Consider the following 25677-nt stretch of genomic DNA (forward strand, 5'->3'; position numbering starts at 1 on the left):
CATGAACAAGACGATCAATACAGACACGGCACCGCCGCCCTATTCGGCGTATTCGCAGGCCGTGGAGGTGCCGCCCGGTGCGCGCACGGTCTACATCTCGGGTCAGGTCGGGGCCGAGCTGGATGGTACAGTCGTAGATGATGTGCGGCGGCAACACGAGCTGGCATGGCAAAATGTTTTTGCCATTCTGGAGGCCGCCGGGATGGGTAAGACCGACATCGTGGATGTGTTTGCCATCGTCACGGATCAGGCCGGCGTGCCGATGTTCCGCGAGGTGCGGGATCAGATGATTGGTGGGCATTTGGCCTGTTCGACGATCATGATCGCGGGGCTTGCCAGCCCGGACTGGAAAATCGAGATCGCAGTCCGGGCGGCGAAGATCGATAGTTGAGGGCGGCTTGGACCGCCCCCAAAACTCAGGTTTTGAATACGCGGTAGATCGCCGGGATCACCAGAACGGTCAGCAAGGTTGAACTGAGCAGACCGAACAGCAGCGAAATGGCGAGGCCCTGGAAGATCGGGTCGGCCAGGATCACAACCGCGCCGATCATGGCGGCAATCGCCGTCAACAGGATCGGTTTGAAGCGGATGGCTCCTGCCGCCAGAAGTGTGTCGATCAATGGCGTGTCCTCGTCGGCCTCGTTGCGGATGAAATCCACCAGTAGGATCGAGTTGCGCACGATGATGCCCGCCAGCGCGATGAAACCGATCATCGAGGTGGCCGAGAACGGCGCGCCCAGCCACCAGTGGCCACCGATGATGCCAAGGAAGGTGAGCGGGATCGGTGTGAGGATCACCAGCGGCAGACGGAACGACCCGAATTGCGCCACGACGAGGATGTAGATACCCAATAGAGCCACGGCAAAGGCCGCGCCCATGTCACGGAAGGTGATCCATGTGACCTCCCATTCGCCATCCCACAGCAGGGTGACGGCGGTGTCGTCTTCGGGCTGGCCATTGAGGCGGATCGTGGGCTTGGTGCCCTCTTCCCATTCCATCTTGTCCAATTCCTCGGCCACGGCGAGCATGCCGTAGAGGGGCGCCTCGAACTCGCCTGCCAGCTCGGCCATGACCATTTCGGCATAGCGGCCATTGTGGCGGAAGATCGGGAACGAGGCCTTTTCCTCGTGGACTTCGATCACGTCGCCCAATTCCACGACACCGCGTGCGCCGGGAAGGACGTTGGCGGGGATCGGGGTGGACATGAAACGCTCATCAAGCACGCGGTCGGATTTGTCCCGCTCGACCCGGATCGGGATCGGGCGGCGGCCGTCTTCGCGGTGTGAATATCCGACCGTCATGCCACCGTTGAGGATGCCGAGTGTGTCAAAGACGTCGCTTTCCTGCACCTGGTGGAATTCCAACTGGTCAGTCGAGATCGTGGCGCGCAGGCGGCGCGGTTGGATGCCGAAACTGTCATCGGTGTCGACGATGTAAGGAATAGCCTCGAAGGCCTGGCGGATTTTCGATGCCACCTCGCGGCGGGTTTCGGCGTCGGGGCCATAGACCTCGGCCAGGAGGGTGGCGATGACCGGCGGGCCAGGGGGCGGTTCGACGGTTTTGAGCGAGGTTCCGGGGGGCACATCAAGAGCAAGGACGCGGTCGCGGATTTCCAGCGCGATGTCGTGAGACGAGCGTTCTCGGTGGTGTTTGGCCGCAAGGTTGATCTGCACGTCGCCCATCTGCGGCTGATTGCGCAGGTAGTAGTGGCGCACGAGGCCGTTGAAGTTGAAGGGTGCGGACGCCCCGGCATGAGTTTGGGTTGAGATCACCTCGGGCAGGTCCAGCACGGCGGCAGCAACCTTTTGCGCGACGGCGTCGGTAGCTTCGACCGAGGAGCCCTCGGGCAGGTCGATGACGACGCTGAGTTCGGACTTGTTGTCGAACGGCAGAAGCTTGACCGTCACATCCTTAGTGTAGAGCAGGCCAAGCGAACCGAAGGAGGCCACGGCGGTGATCAGCAGGAACATCAGCGCGATGAACTTGGACCGCAACAGGGGTTTGGCCACGGCGATATAGGATTTTTCCAGAATGCCGCCGTGATGGCCGCCATGGACATCATCCCCGGCATGGGCTGACATATCGGCGTTGCCTGCAAATTTCAGCATCAGCCACGGGGTGATGATGACGGCAACGAAGAATGAGAAGATCATCGCGGCCGAGGCATTGGCTGGGATCGGCGACATGTAGGGGCCCATCAACCCGCTGACAAAGAGCATCGGCAGCAGGGCGGCGACAACGGTCAGCGTGGCGACGATGGTGGGGTTGCCCACCTCGGCCACGGCGCGGATTGCCTTTTCAACGCGGGAGGCCTTGTCCTTCATGGCCCAGTGGCGTGCGATGTTTTCGATCACCACGATGGCGTCATCGACAAGGATACCGATCGAGAAGATCAGCGCGAAAAGCGACACGCGGTTGAGCGTATAGCCCATGATCCAGGCGGCAAAGAGGGTGAGCAGGATGGTCACGGGGATGACCACGGCGACCACGATGGATTCGCGCCAGCCGATGGCGATCAGCACCAATGCGACGATCGAGACGGTGGCGAGGCCGAGGTGGAACAGGAGTTCGTTGGCCTTCTCATCCGCGGTTTCGCCATAGTCGCGGGTGACGTCGATCTGGATCGCGTCGGGCACCATTTTCGGGGCCAGTTGATCGACGCGGTGCAGGATTTCCTCGGCCACAAGCACGGCGTTGGCGCCGGCGCGTTTGGCAATCGCGAGGGTCACTGCGGGGGTTCGGTGGATGTTGCCAGCCCCGTCGCGGATCACGTTGGCAACCATCTTGTCGGAGGTGTCGGGGACATAGGAAACATCGGCAACGTCGCGCACGTAGACGGGGCGATTGTCGCGCGAGGTCAGCAGCAGGTTGGCGACCTGCGCCGGGGCGCGCAGGGTCTGACCGGCGACAAGGGCGATTTGTTCACCGTTGTTGCGGATATTGCCAGTCGAGAACGCCTTGTTTGCCATCTGCACCTTGCCGGCCAGCTGTTGCAAAGTGACACCGTAGAGCGCGAGGCGCTCGGGGTCGGGGGCGATGCGGATCGCCTCAGGGCTGTCGCCGACAAGGTAGGAGAGACCGACATTGTCGATCTTGGCCAGCTCGACCTGCAATTCGCGGGCGATGCGGGTGATGTCGTTGGCGGTGACGTGGCTCTCGCCCGGCTTGGCCGAAAGTGTGAGCGTCACGATCGCGACGTCATCAATGCCGCGACCGACGATCAGGGGTTCCTGAATGCCAACAGGGATGCGGTCCATGTTGGCGCGCACCTTGTCATGCACGCGCAGGATTGCGGTGTCAGTCGAGGTGCCGACAAGGAAGCGAGCGGCGACCATGGCATAGTCATCCATCGAGGACGAATAGACATGTTCGACCTCGTTGATGCCCTTGACGATGGTTTCCATCGGCTCGGTCACCAGTTTCACGGCGTCCTCGGCGCGAAGGCCGGGGGCCTGGATGTGGATATCCACGAGGGGCACCGAGATTTGCGGCTCTTCCTCGCGCGGGAGGGCGAAGAGGGCGACCAGGCCCACCGCCAGCGCGGCAAGGATCATCAGCGGCGTGAGCGGCGACTGGATGAAGCTGCGGGTCAGACCACCGGCGATGCCGAGGGGTTTGTCCTCGGGGGCGGTTTTCTTAGTGTCCGTCATTGCCGTGATCCTTTGCCGGGGTATAGGCGACGTCCTTGGTCAGGGTGACGTTTTCACCTTCCGAGAGACCCGAGAGGACTTCGATCATCGATTTTCCGTCAATTACATGGTGTTCACCGGGCACGATGGCGCGCAGGGTGCCGTGCTCGCCTTCTTTGACGGTCACGAAATCAAGGCCCATGCGGGTGACGACAAGGTCGGCGGGCACCAGCAGCGCGGAGGTTTCGCCAACGGGCAGGCGTACGAGGACACGGGCGTCGACAAAGCCCGAGCCAAGTTCGGACATTTCTACATCGGCGATCACACGGCCATTCTGGATTTGCGGGTAGACCTTGGCGAGTTTGCCGGTCTGCGTGGAGCCGTCTTCGCCGATTTGGATGTCGGCGCCTTCGCGCAGGAAAGCGGCGTGGCGTTCCGGCACGGCAAGGCGCAGGTAGAAGCCACCGCCTCCGATCATCGAGACGACCTCGCCCGGCATCAGGACCGAGCCGGTGGTGACGGGCACAGTGAGGACACGGCCTGATATGGGGGCCAGCACCGCGCCTTCGGCGGCGCGCTGTTCGATGACGCGTTTCTCGGCCTCGATCGATTCGATCTGGCTTGTCAGCACGTCGACCTGGGTGCGGAGCGCATCGAGCCGTTGGACTGTGGTTACTCCGCGTTTCAAGAGGTCTTCACCGCGGGTCAGTTCGGTTTGGGCATTTTCAAGCTGCGATTGTAGGGCGTCGACCTGGGCAACAATGCTGTCGAGTTGCAGCGCAAGCTTGGCGTCGTAAATGGTGCCGATCTGCTGACCTTCGGTCACGTCGGTGCCTTCAGAGACGGTGATTTCGGTCAGCGTGCCGCCGATGCGTGAACGGGCCGGGACGTTGTTACGCGCCTCGACCTTGCCGAATACGGCCTTCCATTCGGTGATGGTGGTCATGGTGACGGTGGTCAGCTCTTCGGTGGCGGCGGGCGTGGTAAAGGGCAAGCTAATCCCCAGTACGGCGGCGATGATCATCCTGCGCATGACAGAGTTTCCTTCAAATCAGGTTCGTGGCATACATATGCAAGTTTTAATATATATTGCAAGGGGCATTTTCCACAATTGCTTGACCGACCGGTCGGTTTAATAGTAATTTGTTTCTCACGCGCAGTATTGCATTTGCCTATGGCGGCCTTGTCGCGTGCCGGGTTGTGTGTACTGTCGGGTATTGGAAGCCGAAAACCGTGCTCTTTCAAGGGTACGAAGGAAAACAAGGGGATCTGACGAGGGCAAAGGATGTCGCTGTGCGGGTGGAGAATGCACAGAAACATGGTTTTGACGGTTACAAAATACCGTTGAATCAATGACCTTGCGAATCGAACAGGACCCAAAGGGAGAAAACGTCTGATGAAGACGTCCACCAAAATTGTTGTATGTGGATACGCCGAGTGATGCGATTTCACGGCTATTTCCGTAGTTCTTCGGCCTATCGTTGCCGTATCGCCTTCAATTTGAAGGGGATCGAGTATGATTTCGAGCAGGTGCATCTGAAGCACGGGGCGCAGAAGGACGCGGCTTACAAGGCGCTCAATCCACAGATGCTGGTTCCGACACTGGAAACCGATGAGGGCGATCGCCTGATCCAATCTCTGGCGATACTGGAATGGCTGGACGAGACCCACCCCGAACCGCCGATACTGTCGCGCGACCCGTTAACCCGGGCCAGAGAACGTGGCTTTGCCCAGGTAATTGCCTGTGAAATCCACCCGCTGCAAAACCTGCGGGTGCTGAAATACCTTGGTCAAGAGCTGGGTGCGGACGCGGATCAGACAAGCGCCTGGCTGGCGCGTTGGCTGGGCGACGGGCTTGAGGCCTGTGAGGGACTGTTGGCGCAAACCGGGGCGGCGACGTCGTTTTGCTACGGCGAGCAGCCGGGCCTTGCGGATATCTGTCTGGTACCGCAGGTGTTTTCGGCCCAGCGGTTCAATGTCGATATCAGCCACCTGACCCGCGTGAACGAGATTTATAACAATTGCGCCGCCTTGCCCGCATTCGAGCAGGCGCACCCGAAGAACCAACCGGATTTCGAGCCCTGAACAGTTTGGGGCAATCCACAACCATCCATCATTAATGACAAAGGGAGATGTCAGATGATCAACAAACGTAACCTTATGGGCCTTCTGGCTGGCACGGCAATGGCCGTGGCCGCGGGCAGCACGGCAATGGCACAGGAAGTGACGCTGAAAATGCACCAGTTCCTGCCGGCGCAGGCCAACGTGCCCAAGCTGATCCTGGATCCGTGGGCGCGTCGCGTCGAAGAAGCCTCGGGCGGGAAAATCAAGATCGACCATTACCCGTCGATGCAGCTGGGTGGTAAGCCGCCGCACCTGATGAGCCAGGTTGAAGACGGCGTGGCCGACATCGTGTGGACCGTTCTGGGTTATACCCCGGGCCGTTTCCCGAGCTCGGAAGTGTTCGAGCTGCCCTTCATGATGACCAACGGTGAAGACACCAGCCGCGCCATGTGGCAGTTCGCCGAGGCAAACATGATGGATACCGAGTTTGCCAACATCAAGGTTCTGGCAGTTTGGGTTCACGGCCCCGGTCTTATCCACTCGAAAGCGCCGATCAAATCGGTCAAGGACCTGAATGGTGTCAAGCTGCGTGCCCCGTCGCGGATGACCAACAAGCTGTTCACTGAACTGGGCGCCACCGCCGTTGGCATGCCGGTTCCGGCTGTGCCCGAGGCACTATCGAAAGGCGTGATTGATGCGACCGTGATTCCGTGGGAAGTCACCGGCGCGCTGAAAGTGCCGGAGCTGGTTGAGAACCACACCGAATTCGGTGACGATTCGCTTTACACCGTGGGATTTGCCCTGGCGATGAACAAGCAGAAATGGGACAGCCTGTCGGATGAGATGAAGGCGGCCATGGATAGCGTGTCGGGCGAAGAGCTTTCGGCGCTGGCCGGTAAGCTGATGCAAGGTGCTGATGCCGGGTCGCGTGAAGCGGCGGCGGGTCGTGGCAACAACATCATGACGCTCACCTCTGACGAAGTGCAGGAGTGGAAAGACGCAGCCGCCGGTATCGAGGCAGGTTGGATCGAAGAGATCAACGGTTACGGCATGGACGGTCAGGCGCTGGTCGACCAAGCCCGCGAGTTGATCAAGAAAAACAGCATGTAAGATGCTTAACCGACGGGCCGCGGGTTAACTCCCGTGGCCCGTTTGTTGTGCAAGGGCGGCGGTAAAACACCAAAGCAAGGGGAATTCGATATGCAGCTTCAAAGGATCATGATGAGCCTCGCGCGGTTCATGGCTATTCTCGGTGGGTTAGTTCTGACCTGTCTGATCCTTTTGACCTGTATCTCGGTGCTGGGACGCGGGATCAATACCTTCCTGCATTCCGGCATGATGCAGAACACTATGCCCGGCCTGGCGGATACCCTGCTGGGCACGGGGGTGGGGCCGGTTCTGGGGGATTATGAACTGGTCGAGGCCGGGATCGCCTTTTCCATCTTTGCCTTTCTGCCCTTCTGTCAGATCACCGCCGGGCACGCCACGGTCGACATCTTCACCTCTCGCCTGTCGGTGAAGGTGAACCGGTTCATCCAGATGGTGGTGGAAATCGTGTTCGCAGTGGTTCTGATCGTGATCGCCATGCGGCTCTATGAAGGCATGATGGCGAAGATGGGACTCAAGGACACGCCCGCCATTCTGAAACTGTTCGGTGACAAGGGCGGGTTGTTCATGAGCGAAACCAGCCAGCTTTTGCAGTTCCCGCTGTGGTGGGCCTATGGGTTGAGCCTGATTGCGGCCATCGTGGCGGCGACTGTCGGGGTTTACATGGCCTTTGTCCGGATTGGTGAGTTCTTCTCCAATCGCACGGTTGTCGAAAGCGCGGGAGTGGATCATTGACCAACTTTGAAATTGGGTTGACCTCGTTCCCCGTCCTGCTTTTGCTGATCTTTCTGCGGGTGCCGATCGGGCTGTCGATGTTTCTTGTCGGCATGTTCGGCCTGTACCTTGTAACCGGTGGTTGGAACGTGGCGCTGGCGCGGTTGAAATCCGAGACCTATGGCACGTTTTCCAGTTATTCGTTGTCGATCGTGCCGATGTTCCTGTTGATGGGGCATTTCGCGACGCTGGGGGGCATGTCGACCGCGCTGTTCAAGGCCGCAGAAAGCTGGCTGGGGCACAGGCGTGGCGGGGTGGCGATGGCGGCCGTGGGGGCTTGTGCCGGGTTCGGCTCGATTTGCGGCTCGTCCTTGGCGACCGCGGCCACGATGAGTCAGGTCGCATTGCCCGAGCTGCGCCGCTATGGCTATTCAGGCGGGTTCTCGACCGCGACGCTGGCAGCGGGGGGGACGCTGGGTATCCTGATCCCGCCCAGCGTGATCCTGGTGATCTATGCCATCTTGACCGAACAGAACATTGCCAAGCTGTTCCTGGCGGCGTTCATTCCCGGTCTTCTGGCGGCGATTGGTTACATCATCACCATCTCGATCTATGTGCGCATCCACCCGGATGCGGCGGGCACGCGCGAACCGATTCCATATGGCGAGCGGTTCCGGGCGCTGGCGGATGTCTGGCCGGTGCTTGTGGTGTTCCTGCTGGTTGTTGGTGGCATTTACCTGGGTTGGTTCACGCCCACGGAAGGCGCGGCGGTGGGGGCCTTTGGCACCGGGCTGATCGCGCTGCTTAATGGCGGTCTGAACAGGGCAAGTTTTATCGAGAGCTTCCTGGCGACGGGACGCTCGACAGGCATGATTTTCTTTATCGTGCTGGGGGCGGCGTTTTACAATGGGTTCCTGGCGCTGACGCAGGTACCGCAGGAATTGGCCAGTTACGTCACCTCGCTGGGTTTCAGCCCCTGGGTGGTTCTGGCGATCATCCTGGCGCTTTACCTGGTGTTCGGCTGCGTGATGGACAGCCTCAGCATGATCCTGTTGACCATTCCGATCTTCTTTCCGATCATCAGCACGCTTGATTTCGGACTGACCCCCGAGGAAACCGCGATCTGGTTCGGAATTATCGTGCTGATCGTTGTCGAGGTCGGTTTGATCACACCTCCGGTGGGGATGAACCTGTTCGTCATCAACTCGATGGACCGGACCACGCCGATGGTCGCCACCTACCGGGCAGTGATGTATTTCGTGGCCTCGGACGTGGTTCGGGTGATCATCCTGGTGGCGTTTCCGTCGATCACGTTGTTCCTGCTGCGTGCGTTGCATTGACGATTTGTCAATAGGGGTGCGCAGTGAATGCGCACCTTAGGCAGCCCTCTGTGGACACGATTAACCGTATGTAACTTCATGCCGGGATCGGTTAACGCTGCCTGAAAACAGGGGGCTGAACTTGGTCTGCAACCTGTCGGGTATCTGTCGGGCGCTCAGGGTGTTAATCGTTTGCCGGGCATGTAGTCGAGTGCCGCGGTCATCGCCTCTTGCCATTACATTCCAAATATGAGATGTGATTGCGGCGTAGCGTGAGCACAGGAAAGGGCAGGGCGATGACCGAGACTACACAAGAGATGCCGGAACGTGGCCTAAGGCATTATCCGGTGCCGCTGTTTGGCATGGTGATGGGCTTGTCGGGCCTGACGCTGGCGATGCGCCAGGGCGAACTGGCTTATGGCTTGGGCGGCGCCATGTCGATGGCGCTCTATTTCTTTACCTTCGCGGTGTTCCTTCTGATCGGCGGCGGCTATCTGGCCAAGCTGATCAAGTATCCAGGCGCCGTGGTGGGTGAGTGGAAACACCCTGTACGGCTGAGCTTCTTCCCGGCGATTTCGATTTCGATGTTGCTGTTGGCGGTGGCGACGCTGGAGCGGAATGAGAGCCTTGCCACGGGTCTGTGGCTGGTGGGGATGGCGCTTCAGTTCGTGCTGACCATCGCGGTGATCTCGAACTGGATCGGCACACGCAGTTTCCAGCACGGCATGCTGAACCCGGCCTGGTTCATTCCTGCCGTTGGTAACGTGATCGTACCGATTGCCGGCGTGCCGCTTGGGTATGTCGAGCTGAGCTGGTATTTCATGTCGGTGGGTCTGGTGTTCTGGATCATCCTGCTGACGCTGGTGATCAACCGGTTGGTGTTCCACGATCCGCTGCCCGGCAAGCTGCAACCGACACTGGTGATCCTGATCGCCCCGCCCGCCGTTGGGTTTGTCGCCTGGCTGCGCCTGAACGGGGGTGACATCGATGCCTTTGGCCGTATCCTGATGAACAGCGCCTACCTGTTTACGGCCATTGTGCTGGTGCAACTGCCGCGCATTGTGCGGTTGGATTTCGCCCTGAGTTTCTGGGCGCTGAGCTTCCCCTTCGCCGCCGCTACGATTGCAAGTTTCCGCTTTGCTGCGGTAACGGGGTCGGCCACGCACAAATTGTTCGGGCTGATCCTGCTGGTGGCTTTGGTCGCGATCATCGCGGCGTTGCTCTATCGCACCGCCAAAGCAGCGTTGGCCGGGAAGATTTGTATCCCCGAGTAAGGTCGGTACCCTTTGAGAGGCCTTATTATTTGCTTGGGAGAAAGGCCGTTTGTGGCCTAGAGCAGGTATTTGCCAAAAAGAACCTGTGTGGCATCAAGGCGCGGAGCGCCGCCGTGCGATTAACAGACCGTCCGAGGGGTTGGTGACTTGGAAAGGGCAGTGTTTTTCGGAGAGTGCACGCAGGCTTTCAGCGGACAAAGCTGTCCCAACTTGTGTTGGATCACCACCCCATTGTCTGGTGGTCGCACAGCTTCTCCTTAATGTCCGCTCAACCCCAAAAGCGCCCTTCCGATCACAAAAACATTCATGACCTGCATCAAGGTGCCCTGGCGAACCCGGGTTCATACTTCTCCTGACTCAGGAAAGGAGGGCGCCATGTATATGAACATTCTGGTACCGGTTTCATTCGACGAAGAACGCGATCCCGGTCGGTCGATCGCGGTGGCCCGTGCCTTGGCGGGCGAAGGGGCGCATATCACGCTGTTGCATGTGATCGAGCAGGTGCCGGCCTATGCGGCTGCGTCCGGTTGGCAGAGCTATCTGGAGGACGCGCGTAAGGCGGTTCAGGCGGAGCTTGACAAGATGGCCGAAGCCATTCCCAATGCCGAGGGTGTCGTGATCGAGGGCCATTCCGGTCGGTCCATTCTGGACTATGCCAAGGAAAAATGGAGCGATTGCATCATCATCGCCTCGCACCGGCCGGGCCTGCAGGATTATTTCCTGGGCTCGACCGCATCGCATGTGGTGCGGCACGCTGGCTGCGCGGTGCATGTGATACGCTAGGCTGACAGGAGCAGCCCGTGAACCCAGGTTTGGAAAAGGGTCAGGGGCTGCCGGGAAACGCATATGAGGGAGACATAGATGTACAACAATATTCTGGTGCCGATTGCGGCCGACCATGATCCGCAGACCGAAGAAGCGCTGGCAGTGGCGCGTGCGTTGAGCGCGGAAGGGGCTAAGATCACTGCACTGACCGTGGTCGAGGCGATGCCGGGTTATATTCTCAGCCAATTGCCCGAAGGGCAGATGGACAAGACCCGTCACGAGGTTGAAGAAGGGTTGAAGGAAGATTTCGCCGCAGCCGATGACGTAACGATCAAGGTGATCGAAGGTCATTCGGCACGCACCATCCTGGACTATGCTGAGGAACATGGCGCGGATTGTATCGTCATTGCCTCGCACCGGCCCGACATCACCGACTATTTCCTTGGATCCACGGCGGCGCGGGTGGTGCGCCACGCACAATGCGCGGTGCACGTTCTGAGATAAGCGGAATGGTGGGGTGAAACCCCACCCTACGCTTGCGGGGGGCGGGATGCCTTCCCATATCGGGGACGAACTGCGAAGGAGCTAGCCCCGATGAAATGTCCGGTTGACGGTGAAACCTTGGTGATGGCTGAACGCCACGGGGTCGAGATTGACTACTGCCCGAAATGCCGGGGTGTCTGGCTTGACCGGGGCGAATTGGACAAGATCATCGACAAGGCGGCAGGGCCAATGGCTCTGCCTGATCCCGAACCGGCCCCCGCCCCCGAACAAACACCCGAACCTGACCCGGCGCCACAGCCGCGCGTCTGGCAGGAACCATACCGCGAAGAGCGCCCCTCCAAGGGCAAGCGATATACCAAGGAAAAATCCAAATACTCCAAGAGCAAACGGCGGCGCGATGAGGACGATGACCGGCGCTATCGCAAGAAGAAAAGCTGGAAACGGTCGATCCTGGAAGAGATATTCGATTTCGACTGACTGCGTCAGAACGGGCAGTTTTCAATTCGTGCGAAACCGGGCAGGGTTCGGCCCGAACAGAGATTGAAAAGGAACCGCCCGATGCGTATTTTGCCCGCCCTTGCCTTTGCTCTTGCCGCCAGCCCCGCCTTTGCCGGGGACCCGGTGAACATCACCAAGGACATGGGCGCGGTCACGGTGCCGACCGAAGGTGGCCCGGTCGAGATCAGCCGAATCCAGGACAGCGACAACGTCATCACCGGTGATTTTGCCAAGACCTCGCGCGCCTGCCCGCCGTTCTGCGTGCAGCCGATGTCGCCTGCCGAAGGCGTGACCACGATTGGCGAATTGGAGCTGCTCGAAGCGCTGAAAGATCCCGAAATCAAGGTGATCGACAGCCGGGTGCGTCCGCATTTCGAGACCGGCACCATCCCCGGCGCGGTCAACATGCCCTATACCGAGATGGCCGATCAGCTTGAGGTTCTGGGCTGCGAAGTGGATTTCGAAGGCTATGAATGCCTGCCCGAGAATGTGCCAGTGATTGCAATGTTCTGTAACGGCCCGTGGTGCGGCCAATCGCCCGCCGCCATTCGCCGCATCATCAAGGCCGGCTATCCGGCGGACAAGATCTTGTATTACCGGCAGGGGATGCAGGGCTGGCGGATGCTGGGCCTGACCGTGACCGGCGGCGAGTGACCCGTCAGAGGTCGGCGGCGGTGAGGCGATAGGCCTTGCCGAAGCCGGCATTGAGCAACCCGTCGGTGATTTCAAACCGGACAAAGCTGAAATCCGGGAAATCGGCGTAGAGCGTCGATTTCGGGCGCTGGTCAAGGAAATGCGCGCGAATGCCTGCACAAGCCGGGTCGCTGCGCGCGATGAATGCGGCGCTGCCGTGCAGGGTCAGCCGCGGATGGGTCAGCGGATCGCCCTTGCCCGCGGTATCCCCGATCAGAAGGGCGCAGGCCGGGTTGGCACGCAGCGCGGCGGTGTGGCTGGCCAGCTCGGAGATCAGCGTCATGGGCGCGCCGTCCGGGGCCACGGCCAAGGCCACGCGGGTGGCCGAGGGCAGCGTGGTGCCCGGCTGGATCACGGCCAGCGCCGCGTGATCCGAGGTTTCGATCAGGCTGCGGGCCAGGGTGCGGGCGTCGTCATCGGCGGGTTGAAACGGGTCTTGCGCGGGCATTTCGGCGTCAGTCGCGGGTCGAGGCAATGGCGGTGATCTCGCTGGTCTGCGGCGGGTTGGCAAAGGTCGGCCCGACGGTTTCGCGATAGGTGGCAAAGGCCTCCGAGGCAAGGAAGGCCTGTTTGGTGGGCTCGTCGGTGAATTCGAGTACACCGATAAATTCCGTCGGGCTCCCGGTCGAGAAACAGCTGTAGTTCAACCCGACGATGCCTTCGTCTTTGAGCCCGGCGACCAGGGCTGTCATTGCTGCGGTCTGGGCGTCGTGATGATCGGTCGATGCGAGCGTATAGCGGACAAGCAGTGACATGGGTTTTCCTTCCTGTTGTGCGCCCTGATTTGACGCCGCCGCGGGCGGGTTTGGCAAGGGCAGGCGCATCCCGATTGCGTGAGTGGTTGTCTTGGGCCCGGCTTCCGGCGCAGAGTGGGGACAAGACAAGGGAGGCGAGAGATGAGCGATTTGCCCGTGATCGGCGCGCAGCTGACGGTTCTGGACCTGGACCGGCACCGCGACTGGCTGTTCGAGAAGAACCGCGACCTGGAACTGCCGGAATTCTGCATGGCCGATATCCTGCGCAGCCCGGACGCATTCATCGACATGGCATTGAAAAAGCTGGATGGCTGGAACGGGCGGCTGGGCATTCACGGGCCGTTTTCGGGGTTCGAGCTGGACGTGAAGGACCGCGAATTGCGGGCAGTGGTGCAGGCGCGGCTGAACCAGGCACTGGATGTCTGCGAGAGGCTCAAGGCGCGGCAGATGGTGCTGCATTCGCCCTATGATCCGTGGGATACACATAACCTGGACAACGGGCCAAAGGATCGCGAGAAGTCGATTTCGGCCATTCTGGACACGCTGAAACCGGCAATCGCGCGGGCGTCGGATCTGGGTGTCGAGATGGTCTTGGAGAACATCAAGGACACCGATCCGGGTCTGCGCCGTAGGGCCGTCGAGGCGGCGGATAGTGCGGCGTTGAAGCTGTCGGTCGATACCGGTCACGCGCTCTGGGCGCATGTCTCGGCCGGCGCGCCGCCGGTGGACCGGTTCGTTTCAGATGCCGGGGAGTTGCTGGGCCATGTCCATCTGCAGGATGCCGATGGCTATGCCGACCGGCACTGGGTACTGGGCGAGGGGGAAACCAATTTCCACGCCATCTTCAAGGCGCTGGGCGAGTTGGACGTCAAGCCACACTTGATTGTTGAGATCAACGATTTCAGCCGGGTGCCGGAGAGTGCTGCGTATTTGGAAGCATTGGGGTTGGGTCAATGACCCGAGTGCCGGGCTGAAGCCCGGCCTACACCGCCGCAGGGCGGGCTTCAGCCCGCCATCCCCGATTACCCCATGGCAAACCGTTTGCCACAAACGCCGCGCCCGGCCCGGGCGCGTGCCCAAATCAGAGATATGGGCATGAGTTATCGACCACTTCCAACCGCCTGCTTCCATCTCTCAACCAATCAGCCCTGTTTGCTGCCTACGGAATGAGCGCGGGGCAGCGCCAACGGACCGCCGCAGTCAACGGCTTTCACGGTTGCACCAGAGCGCACAATTCAGCGCCACGAGAGGCACTAGAAAACGCAACTCGTGCTCACAAGCCTTTGGGGATGCCTCCCTTAGTTTTCAGTGGCAGCAGAACGAGCCGAGCTTGGCGCCGCTCATCAGGCGGTCGAAATGACGGCCTTTCATATGCACCAGCGTGCGGTGATCGCCAGCTTCGAACCAGACCTCGTCGAGGCCCATCATCTGCTTGTCCATCACCACCGGTACACCATAGGCAACGCCGACGGGTGGCGCTGCGCCGATCTCGCAATCATCGAACACTTCGGTGACTTCCTCTTCGGGGGCAAGGCCGAGACGCCGATGCAGTATCGATTGAAGCTCGTGCAGGTCGATCATCATGTGGCTGGGCAGAACCGCGACAAAGGGGCCTTCTTCCATGTGAATCAGCACCGATTTTGCAAGGTGATCGCCCGGCACATGGGCCTGTTCGGCAGTCTCGCTGGCGGTTGCGGTATAGGGATGGGCAAGCATGTCGAACGGCAAGCCTTTAGCGTCGAGGTGATGCTTGAGACGGGATGCAATAGCCATTGTGTCCTCCTGTAACAGAGGGCGCAGCGGCCGCATGGGTGCCTGTAAAAAACGTTCCGAAGAAAACGCTGTTGCTTTTGAAGGCGCCGCGTCTTTGCAGTTTCTGCGTTGCGGACGCTTTGCCACATCGATGGTCCACAGCGATGTGTCGAAACGCTTCTGTGGGGCGCAACCGGGGCGCCCTTTGGGGTTTCGTGATGGGGGTATTGTGACTCCGAAGCGGTGAGTCGGGCAAGGGGGCGGTGTGGGTGTCGAGAAAAATTGTCATAGGGCGGGGCTCGCCCCGCCTTCTGCCTGTTGGATTGGCTCATCCGATCATGTCGAGCACCGCGGGCGCGCCAGAGTGGGTGAGAGGTGCGCCTGATCTTGAAGATCAGTAATCCTCTCGGGTGCTCGAGAGCGCGGCGGATCTCGGCACATTTGATCTGGGGCGATGATCGAAAACAGCGCGTCCCCGAACAACGAGGACGCGCACGATGGCCCAGCGGAATGGCTTTTCGCCTTGGCGCGATGGCCTAGAAGTTGAAGCGGATACCAACCCGCAGCGCGTGCTGGGTGACGTCAACCGGCATGGTGACGCCCGGGAAGGTCGGTGCCAGCGCCCCGTTTGCAGTGCCGAAATCGGTATAGCGGTATTCGGCGCGCATCACGGTGTTGGGCGCGAGTTCCATGTCCATGCCGAAGCCGGCAGTCCAGCCGTTCAGCCGTTCGTTGTAACCGCCACCCGGCGGAACCGGTACGGACGGGCCGCCCAGGAAGTCAAAATCGCCGACGGCCCAGCCAGCGGTGGCATAGTAGAGCGTCGGTTTGTTGCCCAATGCCCCGGCATAACCGAGAACACCGCGCAACGAGCCTTGCCAGTTGCCCTGGACCACGCCTTGCGACGTGGCGCCGGTGGTGTTGACGAAACTGCCTTCCAGGCTCGACATTTCAAGGTCGATCTCGCCGCCCCAGACGGTGTTGCCGTTCTGCACGGCATAGCCCATGAACCCGCCGATCAGAATGCCATCCGGGCTGGAATTGCCGGAAGGTGCGAGGTTCGAGAAGCTGTGATTGGCATCGCCCAGGCCATAGCCAAGGGTGATACCGCCATAGAGCCCGCTCCAATCCTGGGCCGCGACGGCAACCGGAAGTGCGAGGATTGCGGTTGTTGTAATGAGAAGTGATTTCAAATTGCGCATGTCGTTCCTCCATATCTGTAGGATGCCCCGTGGGCGTCCGAGCCCGGGAGGCGACTCGTTACATACGGGCATAGTATACTCGGGTTTAGCTTGAATGGCTCTGAGGTGGGTCAAATCGGGAGGGTGATGGTGGGGTGAAACCCCACCCTACGGACGGTTTCTGGCGCACCGTCAGCCACAAACGCCGCGCCCGGCCCGGGGTGGGAGCGGAACGCGCCCGCCCATGGGGGCGGGACGGGCGCGTGCCCAAATCTGTGATTTGGGCATTGGGGAGTCAGGGAGAGTGTGGCGCCTTTGAAAGGGTTGGAGCTTGGGAGTAAACCAAGCTCAATTGCAGACAAGCTTGCGTTTCCCCATTTTTCAAGCAAAGAATACTCAACTTATTGCTGAATGCGGCGGGCGCAATTCATTTTTGTCTAGGGGGAGCGGGCTTGGCAGGTAGAAAAGTCAAGGAATTTGAAGAATACCTTGTTGGCGGCGGTGAAGCTCAAGTCGACCACGATCAATACATAGATTGCCCCGCGTCTGCATTCCTTCGATATTGTATAGAGGCAAAGGATGCGGTTGATCTTTGTGCCCGGCATTTCCCGAAGAAGAAAAGCGATGGCGAGTACTCCAAGGCATCTCAAGATAGCTTGGAGCACATAGTAATTGCTATGCTACCTGCAATAATGGGTCATTTTGAAACCTATCAAAGGTATTTATTTGCAGGTGTTTTTGATCGCACGGTCTTCTTAGAAAAATTCGAAGTGTCAGCGTTCTTCAAACGGCTCGCTAAGGAAACCAATATTGAAATTGACCACCTTAGACTCGCTGCACATCGAAGTGGTGGAGCAAGTTCAGTAGGTCTTATTTTGGCCGATTGTATGAACGGATGGCACGCCCCGGAACGCGTGAATGAGTTTTTTTTACGCGTTTGGTTTCAAAAAGCAGTTTTTTTCAACCAACGACAGCCAACGCTTGCGCGTACTTTGGCAGTTAAGGCATTCGATTGTTCACACTGGTGGCACATTGACACTTCCAGACGCGCAGAAAGTCCCTGAGCTTGCCGCGAACGGGGATCAAAACATTGTTTTTGAGAAAAATTTCGTTTTTGAAGTGGCTAGAAAAATACATCCCGTGGTTCGAGACTCAACCATGCGACTGAAGGAGGCTTTCGAGTCACGTTTGTTGCCAAGTGTGACAGAGAAAGAACGGAACGAAATTGAGCATTTTTTCACAGTAAAGTCATCTATTCCTGCTTGGTTGAAATAACCTCACCGCCCCCGCCGCTTCACATTCCCGCCACGCTGCCCAGCCCGGCCAGCCGTTGAGCGCCCCCGGGACCCAACAGCCGCCTCCGAGGCCTTCTCGACCGCATATTGCCGCGCCAGCGGATCGTCGGCGATGGCCAGATCGACCGCTTCCAGCCGTTTGACCTCGTCGCGCAACCGGGCGGCCTCTTCGAATTCGAGGTTCTCGGCGGCCTTGCGCATGTCGGCGCGCAGGCCATCGAGAACAGCCTCGAGATTGGCGCCGTGCAAGGGTTTGTCGATCTTGGCGGTGACGCGGGACATGTCCACGTCGCCCTGGTAGAGGCCGGCCAACACATCCTCGACGTTTTTCTTAACCGTTTCCGGCGTGATGCCGTGTTCCGTATTGTAGGTGATCTGGCGGGCGCGGCGGCGGTTGGTTTCATTCAATGCGCGCTCCATGCTGCCGGTGATACGGTCGGCATACATGATCACCCGGCCATCGGCGTTCCGCGCGGCGCGGCCGATCGTCTGGATCAGCGAGGTTTCGGAACGCAGGAAGCCCTCTTTATCCGCATCAAGAATGGCGACCAGCCCGCATTCGGGGATGTCGAGCCCTTCGCGCAAAAGGTTGATGCCGATCAGAACGTCGAAGGCGCCAAGCCGCAGATCGCGCAGGATTTCGATGCGTTCCAGCGTGTCGATGTCGGAATGCATGTAACGGACGCGGATGCCCTGTTCGTGAAGGTATTCGGTCAGGTCCTCGGCCATGCGCTTGGTCAGGGTGGTGACAAGGATGCGCATGCCGCGGGCGGAGACGATGCGGATTTCATCGAGCAGATCGTCGACCTGTGTTTCAACGGGGCGGATTTCCACCTCGGGATCGAGCAGGCCCGTTGGGCGGATCACCTGTTCAGTGAAGACACCGCCGGATTGGTCCAGCTCCCACGCCGCCGGGGTGGCCGAGACGAAAACCGATTGCGGCCGCATGGCATCCCATTCCTCGAATTTGAGCGGGCGGTTGTCCATGCAGGACGGCAGGCGGAATCCATGTTCGGCGAGCGTGAACTTGCGCCGGTAGTCGCCCTTGTACATGCCGCCGATTTGCGGCACCGATACGTGGCTCTCGTCGGCAAACACGATGGCGTTGTCGGGGATGAATTCAAACAGGGTGGGGGGCGGCTCGCCGGGCGCGCGGCCGGTGAGATAGCGCGAATAGTTCTCGATCCCGTTGCAGACGCCGGTGGCTTCGAGCATTTCCAGATCGAAATTGGTGCGCTGCTCCAACCGCTGGGCCTCGAGCAGTTTGCCGTCATCGACCAGCTGGGAGAGGCGCTGTTTCAGCTCGAGTTTGATGCTTTGGATGGCCTGCTGCATCGTCGGTTTTGGGGTCACGTAGTGGGAATTGGCGTAGACCCGGATCTGCTCCATCGTATCGGTCTTTTCGCCCGTCAGGGGGTCGAATTCGACGATGGATTCGAGTTCTTCCCCAAAGAAGGACAGGCGCCAGGCACGGTCTTCGAGGTGAGCGGGGAAGATCTCCAGGCTGTCGCCGCGTACACGGAAGCTGCCACGCTGGAAGGCCTGGTCATTGCGGCGGTATTGCTGGGCGACGAGATCGGTGATCACGGCGCGCTGATCATACAGGCCGCCGACCTTCAGATCCTGGGTCATGGCGCCGTAAGTCTCGACAGAGCCGATGCCGTAGATGCAGGACACCGAAGCGACGATGATCACGTCATCACGTTCCAGAAGGGCGCGCGTGGCCGAGTGCCGCATGCGGTCGATCTGTTCGTTGATCTGCGATTCCTTCTCGATATAGGTGTCCGAGCGGGCGACGTAAGCCTCGGGCTGGTAATAGTCATAAAAGCTGACGAAATACTCGACCGAGTTTTCTGGAAAGAAGCCTTTCATTTCACCGTAAAGCTGCGCCGCGAGCGTCTTGTTGGGGGCCAGGATGATGGCGGGGCGTTGGGTTTCCTCGATCACCTTGGCCATGGTGAAGGTCTTGCCGGTGCCGGTCGCGCCCAGAAGCACCTGATTGCGCTCGCCTTCGTTGATGGCCTCGGTCAGTTCGACAATCGCGGTGGGCTGGTCACCCGCGGGTTCGAAATCGCTGTGCATGACAAAGCGCTTGCCCCCCTCGAGCTTTTGCCGGGTTTTCACGTCGGCGGCCTGGGCGTGCATCATCGGCTGAGACTTGTCGGAATGGACGTGGGGCATGGAGAATCCTTCACCTGAGGTTCCATATTTGTTCTTTTGGCGGACAGGTTCAAGGGGGCGGCGCGGGGATGGTGACAGGAGGTGTCAGAAGGACGCCGACAGGATCGACAAGGGAGGGCTGTTTCGCGGACTTACCCCTCCTTGGCGCAACATTCGTAAACTTGACCACATGGTAAATTAATAATTGTTGCGATTGACCTAGGGGCATTGTTACAAAAAACAGGCAAGCAGCAAGCTTGGTTGTCCCCGCGCTGCAACACACCCACCCCTCGCTCCCTGTGGTGTGGGGACAACCAACGCCTGATCGCTGATTTTCCGCAAAACCCGGCTCTATCCCGCCGATTTCGGCCTTGCCGCCCAGCACCGCTTGAGGTTAAACCAAGGGCGTCTCAAGCAAGGAGCCACGCCCATGCCCGCACGGATCTATCGCCCGGCCAAAACCGCCATGTCCTCTGGCACAGCCAAGTCGAAATCCTGGGTGCTGGAATATGTCGCCGACCAATCGCGCGAGATTGATCCGCTGATGGGTTGGACCTCGTCGGATGATACGCAGGCGCAAGTGCGGCTGAAGTTCCCGTCAAAAGAGGCGGCGCTGGACTATGCCGAAGAGCACGGTATCGACACGGTGGTGAGCGAGCCCCATTCCCGCAAGTACAATATCCGCCCCGGTGGCTATGGCGACAACTTCGCCACCAACCGGCGCGAGCCTTGGACGCACTAAGCGCCCCTGGCAGCGACAGCCACAACAGCCTGTCCGAACTCCCCTTGCCAAGCGGTCCACAAGGTCGCAAATAGGGGGCAGCGGTCCCTTAGCTCAACTGGATAGAGCAGCTGACTTCTAATCAGCAGGTTGAGGGTTCGAGTCCTTCAGGGATCGCCATTTAAATCAAAGTCTTATTAGAACTCTAATGCAGCATAGAGGGGAATCTTGTGCGTTTTTTTGTGCGTTTTGCGAAAAAGTGTTAGGATGCGCTTCGTAGACTTGAGATGGCGCCTGAAGGTGTGAGCCACAAAGCTTAGTTCTCTCCGGCATGCCTGAAGCCATCGATTGAAGGGAGGCGCGTAAATACGTGGCGAATACGTACACAGACGAAAACGGCAAATTTGCTCGTGGCAACCCAGGCAAACCACGTGGTGCACGTAACACCGCCACAAAAGCCGTGGAGGGCCTGCTTCAAGGCGAAGCTGAAAGTTTGACCCGTAAGGCCATCGACTTGGCCTTGGAAGGCGATACCGTTGCGCTGCGTCTATGTCTGGAGCGCATAGCGCCGCGACGGAAGGACACGGCGGTGCAATTTGAGCTTCCCCCCATGGAATGCGCTCAGGACGCCGCAGAGGCCGCTCAAGCGGTTCTTCAGGCTGTCTCTGATGGAGACCTTACTCCGATCGAGGCATCAACCGTGATGAGTCTGATCGAGCAGTACCGGCGCACTTTGGAAGTGACTGAATTCGAGATGCGCATCCAAGCATTGGAGATGGGAAGATGAGATTGCGGGAGCGGCTGGCAAAGATGGAGAAGGCAAATGTGGTGGATCGCTCGTACTTCAGTAAGTTGACCGATAAAGAACTTGCCGAAAGATGGAGGTTCGATTTGAAAGGAGTGGGGGTGGATTGGGAGGAATTCAAAGAGGATCCGTGTGGCTCACTCGAAAGGCACTTCGAAGGTTATCCTGACGATGAAGGGTTGTTGGCCAGATTGTTGGAATTGATCGATCAAGCTGAAAGCTCGTGGTACGAGTTGGCAGATTAGAATATCTACACCGTCTGCCGCCCTACCTGCAGGGTGATGCGAAACGGCCCATTGCAGACATTCGTTAACGGTGTGGCGAACGGCTGTTTCGAGCCCAACCTGTTCCTTGGATTTTCTCGCTGCTTGCGCTCGCAGCGTCAGGAATGCCACGTGAGCAAGAAGTTCGGTGCCGCTATGCAGCGGAAGCAACGGTCATTCATACAGGCTGCAGCGAGAATCAAACGTCGAATTCACTAGTCGCGGACGGAATCGAAACTGGACAACTGCGTGGTTACCCCTAACCGATAGTACCTAGGGCCAAAAGATCAGGCAGTTGTCATCGGAAGTGTCCTGTACGTAGCACCGCCGCGGTCGCAGTAGCGGCAGGTTAGTTCAGAAAGTAGGTCGATATTTCAAAGGGCCGAACGGGCGGCAGTCTCCAAAGCATGGTGCAGAGAGCGCGCGTAAGAGCGAGGGCCAAGAACCGAGTAGTGGCTGGCAGTTTCAAAGCAGATGACCATACAGCTGAGATGCTCCAGAAGAGCACGCGTAGCACTCCCAGCCTCCATAGCAGCCAAGTTTACTCCGCTCAAACGCTCGAACACGCCCCGGCACATCCCCTCCAGGTCAAAACGGCACCAACCATCTGTTTGCTCTGTCACCGACGCCAGTCCGGCCACTGCATCAACGAGTTGGTAGGACATGAGTTCATGCTCTGAGGTCTCCGCCGAGATCAGCCACTGGTCCTGTGCGAACCAGCTTGCCGCGTATGAGCCCGCTGCGGCATGCCTCCCCACCTCAGGTAAAGCAAAACCCAGCATTGCTTCGGCAGCTTTTCGGCCTTCGTCCTCGCGCCCCTTGCGCAGGGCAAGCGAGGCAAGCGCCTGGTTCGGAACCTCAGTGATTGTTAGCCCATTGAACCGGTCGACACGCGGAGTTTCGCCCCAAAGCGGCGTGATAGTTTGAAGATTAAGCACGCAAGCGCCCTCCTTCGGGGTCAAAAAAGTGAGTGGAAATGACCTGAACCTTTACATCGGTTCCCCGCACGGGATCGACCACGCGGATAATCTCGCCCATGCGCTGATCACCGCCTTTGAGATAGGCCATTCCGATGGAGTGCCCCAGATGCGGCGAGATACAGGCTGATGTCACATGCCCCTGTTCGCTGTCGATCTGAACAGGCGCAGTTTCATTCACCAACTGGGAACCGGCGGTTATCACTTCGCTTTGGTTCACGGGCTTCAGGCCGACAAGGCGCAATCCATTGGGATCAGTCAGCCCCTCCCGCTGGTCCAGTGTACTGCCGATGCTGTCTTTTTTGCGGGATACCATGCGCCCCATACCCAGCATCAGTGCGGTGGCCCTGCCGTCGAGTTCGCGACCCGTCGGGTGGCCTTTCTCAATGCGCATGATGTCGAGCGCCTCAAGACCATAGGGAGCTACTCCAAGATCTTGCCCCAACTCTAGCATTCGGCGCCACAGCGCATCACCATAACGGGTGGGAACAGCCAGCTCGTAGGCCAGCTCGCCCGAGAATGAGATCCGAAACAGGCGTGCCCTCAGGCCGCCGCACAGCGTCACGGAATCGCAGGCCATGAACGGGAATGCCTCGTTTGAGATATCAAACTCGGAATCCACAATCCTCTGCAGCAGTTCGCGCGATTTCGGTCCAGCGATGGCATACTGCGCCCAAGCCTCTGTGGTCGAGATCAGCTGTACGTCCATGTCCGGCCACAAGCATTGACGGGCAAATTCCATGTTTCTCAGAACCGCCCCGGCATTGGCTGTTGTGGTCGTGATGACGAAGTGTTCTTCCGCCAATCGTGCAGCGGTGCCGTCATCGTAACAGGCGCCATCTTCGCGCAGCATGATGCCATAGCGCACCTTACCCACTGCCAGCTTGGCAAATCCATTGGCATAGACCCTGTTCAGGAATGACGCGGCATCCGCGCCCTGAACGTCGATTTTTCCCAGTGTGGTCACATCGCAGATGCCCACATTCTTGCGCACGTTACAGGCCTCTCGGTCAGCGGACTGGCGCCAATGGGTCTCGCCCGGCTGCGGAAACCAACGCGCCCGCATCCAGTCGCCAGCAGTGTCAAAGGGCGCATTGTGTTCCCTGGCCCATTTGTCAGTCGGGGTTTCGCGCGTCGGGTGGAAGTGTTTGCCCACCGTACGCCCGCCGATTGTGCCCAGTGCAACCGGTGTATAGGGCGGCCGGAAAATTGTCGTTCCCGTTTCGGGGATCGATTTGCCGGTCAGCTCGGCCATTATTGCCAAAGCATTGACGTTAGCGGTCTTGCCCTGGTCAGTGCCCATGCCGAGAGTAGTGTAGCGTTTGAGATGCTCGACCGATCGGTAGTTCTCCTGATGTGCCAGCTTAACGTCCTTGACGGTCACGTCGTTCTGCAGGTCCAGCCAAGCCCGGCCCTTGCCATGGGGCACATGGTAAAGTGGCTGGAGGTTATAGGCGCTGTTAACGGCGCGCGGCAGCTTCAATGCGCTGGCGGCGATACCCAGGCTTTCCAGTGCAGCCACGGCTTCTTCCGCCCCGCTGCGCAATGCGTCTTCAGTCGAAAACAGGCCTTTGGCCGCCCCCGCCACCGACATGCCAACTGGGATGTTCTGGTCGGGAACGAAAGCTGCAATACTCTCATTCCAGACAGGCCGGCCGCCCTGGTGGCAGGTCAGGTGGACGTTGGGATTCCAGCCGCCAGACACACCCAGGGCGCCACAGGCTAGCGTTTCCTCGCGGCCATCCGCTTGACGGACCCGGATGCTGCTCAGGCCATGCCGCCCCTTGGTGCCGATAACATGCGCGCCACTGATCAGTCGCACACCCGTCAGTGTCGGCGCATCCAGCCGGGCATCGACGATAACTGTGACATCAACACCTTTTGCCATCAGGTCTACCGCAGTGCGATGGCCATCATCATTGTTGGTGAAGACCGCCACCATCCGCGCGGGCGTCGCAGCCCAGCGGTTGGCATAGGCCCGCATCGATCCTGCCAGCATCACCCCCGGACGGTCGTTGTCCGGGAAAACAATTGGACGCTCGGTTGCCCCGGCACAAAGGATCGCGCGCTTGGAATATACCCGCCACAATGTCTGCCGCGGCTTGCCTTCCACAGGGGTGTGCAGATGGTCCTGCACCCGCTCGACCACACCGTAAATCCCGTGGTCAAAGGCCCCCATCGCCGTGCTTCGCGGCATCAGGCGCACATTGTCCATCGCGGTTAGCTCGGCCACAGCCTGCTCAACCCATTCGACCGCAGGCTTTCCGCCGACATCTTCCTGTTCGACGTTCAGGCGCCCGCCAAAACGGCAATCTTCATCCGCGAGGATGACGTTTGCGCCTGCACGGCCCGCGGTTAGTGATGCCATCAGGCCAGCGGGCCCACCCCCAATCACCAGCAGATCGCAATGGAGAAAGCCCTTTTCATATTCATCCGGGTCATCTTCCCCAGACAGGCGACCAAGGCCTGCAGCTGAGCGGATGATGGGTTCATAGACTTTCTCCCAGAAAGCCGCCGGCCACATGAACGTCTTGTAATAGAAACCGGCGCTCAGAATATCCGAGAACAAATCGTTCAGGGCAAGCAGGTCGTAACGTAAGCTGCCCTTGTAGTTCTGTGAGCAAGCAACCAGCCCTTCGTACAGCTCCGCTACTGTAGCGCGTGTGTTTGGTTCCTGCCGGGCTCCACTGCGCAATTCGACCAGCGCGTTTGGCTCCTCGGAACCAGCGGTGAAGATACCACGCGGACGGTGATACTTGAACGATCGACCCAGGAAACGCACGCCATTGGCCATCAGGGCAGACGCAAGCGTGTCGCCCTCATACCCCTGATAGGCACGCCCATCGAAATTAAAGTTCAGTGGCTTTCCGCGGTTGATCAGGCCGCCATTCAAACGGTTGGATTGGGTCATTTGCTGCGCCCCTGCTTGCGGGCCACATCGCTGGCCAGTTCGACATTAGTGATTTCATGCGTCACCGTGTTGCGTGTTACGACTAACCACGAGCGGTCGCCATGCTCGTGATACCAAAGCTCGCGGTGCTCCCCGGCTGGATCATCACGCAGGTAGACGTATTCGAAAAACTGATCCATCGCGTCCCCGGCCTGCCAGCCGGGACGGTCAATCAGGCAAGCATCACCGAGATAGGTGAATTCCTGCCGGTCACGCGGCCCCAAAAGAGGGTGATTGATAATCATTTGACC

Annotated in this window: 25 protein-coding genes and 1 tRNA gene; 16 read left to right on the top strand and 10 right to left on the bottom strand. The window is 59.4% G+C overall.

Annotated elements, in window-relative coordinates; genetic code table 11:
• Position 1 precedes the first annotated feature (1 nt).
• The gene (locus RXV86_RS00570) at positions 2–391 is read left to right on the top strand and encodes a RidA family protein (RefSeq protein WP_316296858.1); all 390 of its coding nucleotides are present in this window, start codon (positions 2–4) and stop codon (positions 389–391) included.
• 25 nt (positions 392–416) lie between these two features.
• Here the strand turns inward: RXV86_RS00570 and RXV86_RS00575 are convergent, their stop codons facing one another.
• Together RXV86_RS00575 and RXV86_RS00580 are read right to left on the bottom strand one after the other, a co-directional pair.
• On the bottom strand, positions 417–3650 hold the full coding sequence (locus RXV86_RS00575) for an efflux RND transporter permease subunit (RefSeq protein ID WP_316296859.1): 3234 nt from the start codon (positions 3648–3650) through the stop codon (positions 417–419).
• Entirely contained in the window at positions 3637–4662 is a 1026-nt protein-coding gene (locus RXV86_RS00580; RefSeq protein WP_316296860.1) for an efflux RND transporter periplasmic adaptor subunit, read from the bottom strand. Before RXV86_RS00580 ends, RXV86_RS00575 begins: the two co-directional genes overlap by 14 nt.
• A gap of 407 nt (positions 4663–5069) precedes the next feature.
• Between RXV86_RS00580 and maiA the strand changes: the two genes are divergently transcribed.
• The 9 genes from maiA to RXV86_RS00625 all read left to right on the top strand — a co-directional run bounded on the left by maiA (position 5070) and on the right by RXV86_RS00625 (position 12528).
• On the top strand, positions 5070–5714 hold the full coding sequence (gene maiA / locus RXV86_RS00585) for a maleylacetoacetate isomerase (protein WP_316296861.1): 645 nt from the start codon (positions 5070–5072) through the stop codon (positions 5712–5714).
• Positions 5715–5768: 54 nt separating this feature from the next.
• The gene (locus RXV86_RS00590; protein ID WP_316296862.1) at positions 5769–6803 is read left to right on the top strand and encodes a TRAP transporter substrate-binding protein; all 1035 of its coding nucleotides are present in this window, start codon (positions 5769–5771) and stop codon (positions 6801–6803) included.
• Positions 6804–6893: 90 nt separating this feature from the next.
• Entirely contained in the window at positions 6894–7535 is a 642-nt protein-coding gene (locus RXV86_RS00595) for a TRAP transporter small permease subunit (RefSeq protein WP_316296863.1), read from the top strand.
• Entirely contained in the window at positions 7532–8854 is a 1323-nt protein-coding gene (locus RXV86_RS00600; protein WP_316296864.1) for a TRAP transporter large permease, read from the top strand. The genes RXV86_RS00595 and RXV86_RS00600 overlap by 4 nt, the downstream gene beginning before the upstream one ends.
• Positions 8855–9129: 275 nt before the next feature.
• Complete coding sequence (locus tag RXV86_RS00605) at positions 9130–10107, top strand: SLAC1 anion channel family protein (RefSeq protein WP_316296865.1); 978 nt, start codon at positions 9130–9132, stop codon at positions 10105–10107.
• A gap of 375 nt (positions 10108–10482) precedes the next feature.
• Positions 10483–10890, top strand: coding sequence for a universal stress protein (locus RXV86_RS00610; protein ID WP_316296866.1), 408 nt, complete (start codon positions 10483–10485; stop codon positions 10888–10890).
• A gap of 78 nt (positions 10891–10968) precedes the next feature.
• On the top strand, positions 10969–11376 hold the full coding sequence (locus RXV86_RS00615; protein ID WP_316296867.1) for a universal stress protein: 408 nt from the start codon (positions 10969–10971) through the stop codon (positions 11374–11376).
• Positions 11377–11466: 90 nt separating this feature from the next.
• A complete protein-coding gene (locus RXV86_RS00620) occupies positions 11467–11853 on the top strand; it encodes a zf-TFIIB domain-containing protein (RefSeq protein ID WP_316296868.1) in 387 nt (128 codons plus the stop codon).
• Positions 11854–11934: 81 nt separating this feature from the next.
• Entirely contained in the window at positions 11935–12528 is a 594-nt protein-coding gene (locus RXV86_RS00625; protein WP_316296869.1) for a rhodanese-like domain-containing protein, read from the top strand.
• 4 nt (positions 12529–12532) lie between these two features.
• On the opposite strand, the gene RXV86_RS00630 is transcribed toward RXV86_RS00625, so the two are convergent.
• Entirely contained in the window at positions 12533–13015 is a 483-nt protein-coding gene (locus tag RXV86_RS00630) for a pyridoxamine 5'-phosphate oxidase family protein (protein WP_316296870.1), read from the bottom strand.
• A gap of 7 nt (positions 13016–13022) precedes the next feature.
• On the bottom strand, positions 13023–13322 hold the full coding sequence (locus RXV86_RS00635; protein ID WP_316296871.1) for a hypothetical protein: 300 nt from the start codon (positions 13320–13322) through the stop codon (positions 13023–13025).
• A gap of 141 nt (positions 13323–13463) precedes the next feature.
• Here RXV86_RS00635 and RXV86_RS00640 point away from each other — a divergent pair, with 141 nt between their 5' ends.
• Complete coding sequence (locus tag RXV86_RS00640) at positions 13464–14279, top strand: sugar phosphate isomerase/epimerase family protein (protein ID WP_316296872.1); 816 nt, start codon at positions 13464–13466, stop codon at positions 14277–14279.
• 348 nt (positions 14280–14627) lie between these two features.
• Here RXV86_RS00640 and RXV86_RS00645 read toward each other — a convergent pair whose 3' ends face one another.
• Both RXV86_RS00645 and RXV86_RS00650 read right to left on the bottom strand, forming a co-directional pair.
• Positions 14628–15095 (bottom strand): YbaK/EbsC family protein, encoded by a 468-nt coding sequence (locus RXV86_RS00645; RefSeq protein WP_316296873.1) that lies wholly within the window; start codon positions 15093–15095, stop codon positions 14628–14630.
• Between the two features lie 515 nt (positions 15096–15610).
• Positions 15611–16276, bottom strand: a complete 666-nt coding sequence (locus RXV86_RS00650) for an outer membrane beta-barrel protein (protein ID WP_316296874.1) — start codon at positions 16274–16276, stop codon at positions 15611–15613.
• A 431-nt stretch (positions 16277–16707) separates the two neighbouring features.
• Here RXV86_RS00650 and RXV86_RS00655 point away from each other — a divergent pair, with 431 nt between their 5' ends.
• Positions 16708–17319 carry a hypothetical protein gene (locus RXV86_RS00655; RefSeq protein ID WP_316296875.1) on the top strand — a complete coding sequence of 204 codons (612 nt, stop codon included), beginning with the start codon at positions 16708–16710 and terminating at the stop codon, positions 17317–17319.
• 213 nt (positions 17320–17532) lie between these two features.
• Here the strand turns inward: RXV86_RS00655 and uvrB are convergent, their stop codons facing one another.
• Positions 17533–19731, bottom strand: a complete 2199-nt coding sequence (uvrB, locus tag RXV86_RS00660) for an excinuclease ABC subunit UvrB (protein ID WP_316296876.1) — start codon at positions 19729–19731, stop codon at positions 17533–17535.
• A gap of 409 nt (positions 19732–20140) precedes the next feature.
• Here uvrB and RXV86_RS00665 point away from each other — a divergent pair, with 409 nt between their 5' ends.
• The 4 genes from RXV86_RS00665 to RXV86_RS00680 all read left to right on the top strand — a co-directional run bounded on the left by RXV86_RS00665 (position 20141) and on the right by RXV86_RS00680 (position 21481).
• Positions 20141–20452 (top strand): ETC complex I subunit, encoded by a 312-nt coding sequence (locus RXV86_RS00665; protein ID WP_316296877.1) that lies wholly within the window; start codon positions 20141–20143, stop codon positions 20450–20452.
• An 82-nt stretch (positions 20453–20534) separates the two neighbouring features.
• Positions 20535–20611 (top strand) — tRNA-Arg (locus RXV86_RS00670).
• A 190-nt stretch (positions 20612–20801) separates the two neighbouring features.
• Complete coding sequence (locus RXV86_RS00675; protein WP_316296878.1) at positions 20802–21218, top strand: hypothetical protein; 417 nt, start codon at positions 20802–20804, stop codon at positions 21216–21218.
• Entirely contained in the window at positions 21215–21481 is a 267-nt protein-coding gene (locus RXV86_RS00680; protein WP_316296879.1) for a hypothetical protein, read from the top strand. The genes RXV86_RS00675 and RXV86_RS00680 overlap by 4 nt, the downstream gene beginning before the upstream one ends.
• 392 nt (positions 21482–21873) lie before the next feature.
• On the opposite strand, the gene RXV86_RS00685 is transcribed toward RXV86_RS00680, so the two are convergent.
• The 3 genes from RXV86_RS00685 to RXV86_RS00695 are packed head-to-tail and all read right to left on the bottom strand — an operon-like array spanning position 21874 to position 25671.
• Positions 21874–22437, bottom strand: a complete 564-nt coding sequence (locus RXV86_RS00685) for a sarcosine oxidase, gamma subunit (RefSeq protein WP_316296880.1) — start codon at positions 22435–22437, stop codon at positions 21874–21876.
• Positions 22430–25387, bottom strand: a complete 2958-nt coding sequence (locus tag RXV86_RS00690; RefSeq protein WP_316296881.1) for a sarcosine oxidase subunit alpha family protein — start codon at positions 25385–25387, stop codon at positions 22430–22432. The genes RXV86_RS00685 and RXV86_RS00690 overlap by 8 nt, the downstream gene beginning before the upstream one ends.
• Positions 25384–25671 carry a sarcosine oxidase subunit delta gene (locus RXV86_RS00695; RefSeq protein WP_316296882.1) on the bottom strand — a complete coding sequence of 96 codons (288 nt, stop codon included), beginning with the start codon at positions 25669–25671 and terminating at the stop codon, positions 25384–25386. The genes RXV86_RS00690 and RXV86_RS00695 overlap by 4 nt, the downstream gene beginning before the upstream one ends.
• Between the last annotated feature and the right edge of the window lie 6 nt (positions 25672–25677).

The organism is Aliisedimentitalea sp. MJ-SS2 (assembly GCF_032586155.1).
Lineage (GTDB): Bacteria > Pseudomonadota > Alphaproteobacteria > Rhodobacterales > Rhodobacteraceae > JAWHTC01.

Excerpts from the sequence above, each read along its gene's own strand:
- RXV86_RS00570 (WP_316296858.1), top strand. The coding sequence starts at position 2 with ATGAACAAGACGATCAATACAGACACGGCACCGCCGCCCTATTCGGCG.
- RXV86_RS00575 (WP_316296859.1), bottom strand. The coding sequence starts at position 3,650 with ATGACGGACACTAAGAAAACCGCCCCCGAGGACAAACCCCTCGGCATC.
- RXV86_RS00580 (WP_316296860.1), bottom strand. The coding sequence starts at position 4,662 with ATGCGCAGGATGATCATCGCCGCCGTACTGGGGATTAGCTTGCCCTTT.
- maiA (WP_316296861.1), top strand. The coding sequence starts at position 5,070 with ATGCGATTTCACGGCTATTTCCGTAGTTCTTCGGCCTATCGTTGCCGT.
- RXV86_RS00590 (WP_316296862.1), top strand. The coding sequence starts at position 5,769 with ATGATCAACAAACGTAACCTTATGGGCCTTCTGGCTGGCACGGCAATG.
- RXV86_RS00595 (WP_316296863.1), top strand. The coding sequence starts at position 6,894 with ATGCAGCTTCAAAGGATCATGATGAGCCTCGCGCGGTTCATGGCTATT.
- RXV86_RS00605 (WP_316296865.1), top strand. The coding sequence starts at position 9,130 with ATGACCGAGACTACACAAGAGATGCCGGAACGTGGCCTAAGGCATTAT.
- RXV86_RS00610 (WP_316296866.1), top strand. The coding sequence starts at position 10,483 with ATGTATATGAACATTCTGGTACCGGTTTCATTCGACGAAGAACGCGAT.
- RXV86_RS00615 (WP_316296867.1), top strand. The coding sequence starts at position 10,969 with ATGTACAACAATATTCTGGTGCCGATTGCGGCCGACCATGATCCGCAG.
- RXV86_RS00620 (WP_316296868.1), top strand. The coding sequence starts at position 11,467 with ATGAAATGTCCGGTTGACGGTGAAACCTTGGTGATGGCTGAACGCCAC.
- RXV86_RS00625 (WP_316296869.1), top strand. The coding sequence starts at position 11,935 with ATGCGTATTTTGCCCGCCCTTGCCTTTGCTCTTGCCGCCAGCCCCGCC.
- RXV86_RS00630 (WP_316296870.1), bottom strand. The coding sequence starts at position 13,015 with ATGCCCGCGCAAGACCCGTTTCAACCCGCCGATGACGACGCCCGCACC.
- RXV86_RS00635 (WP_316296871.1), bottom strand. The coding sequence starts at position 13,322 with ATGTCACTGCTTGTCCGCTATACGCTCGCATCGACCGATCATCACGAC.
- RXV86_RS00640 (WP_316296872.1), top strand. The coding sequence starts at position 13,464 with ATGAGCGATTTGCCCGTGATCGGCGCGCAGCTGACGGTTCTGGACCTG.
- RXV86_RS00645 (WP_316296873.1), bottom strand. The coding sequence starts at position 15,095 with ATGGCTATTGCATCCCGTCTCAAGCATCACCTCGACGCTAAAGGCTTG.
- RXV86_RS00650 (WP_316296874.1), bottom strand. The coding sequence starts at position 16,276 with ATGCGCAATTTGAAATCACTTCTCATTACAACAACCGCAATCCTCGCA.
- uvrB (WP_316296876.1), bottom strand. The coding sequence starts at position 19,731 with ATGCCCCACGTCCATTCCGACAAGTCTCAGCCGATGATGCACGCCCAG.
- RXV86_RS00665 (WP_316296877.1), top strand. The coding sequence starts at position 20,141 with ATGCCCGCACGGATCTATCGCCCGGCCAAAACCGCCATGTCCTCTGGC.
- RXV86_RS00680 (WP_316296879.1), top strand. The coding sequence starts at position 21,215 with ATGAGATTGCGGGAGCGGCTGGCAAAGATGGAGAAGGCAAATGTGGTG.
- RXV86_RS00690 (WP_316296881.1), bottom strand. The coding sequence starts at position 25,387 with ATGACCCAATCCAACCGTTTGAATGGCGGCCTGATCAACCGCGGAAAG.
- RXV86_RS00695 (WP_316296882.1), bottom strand. The coding sequence starts at position 25,671 with ATGATTATCAATCACCCTCTTTTGGGGCCGCGTGACCGGCAGGAATTC.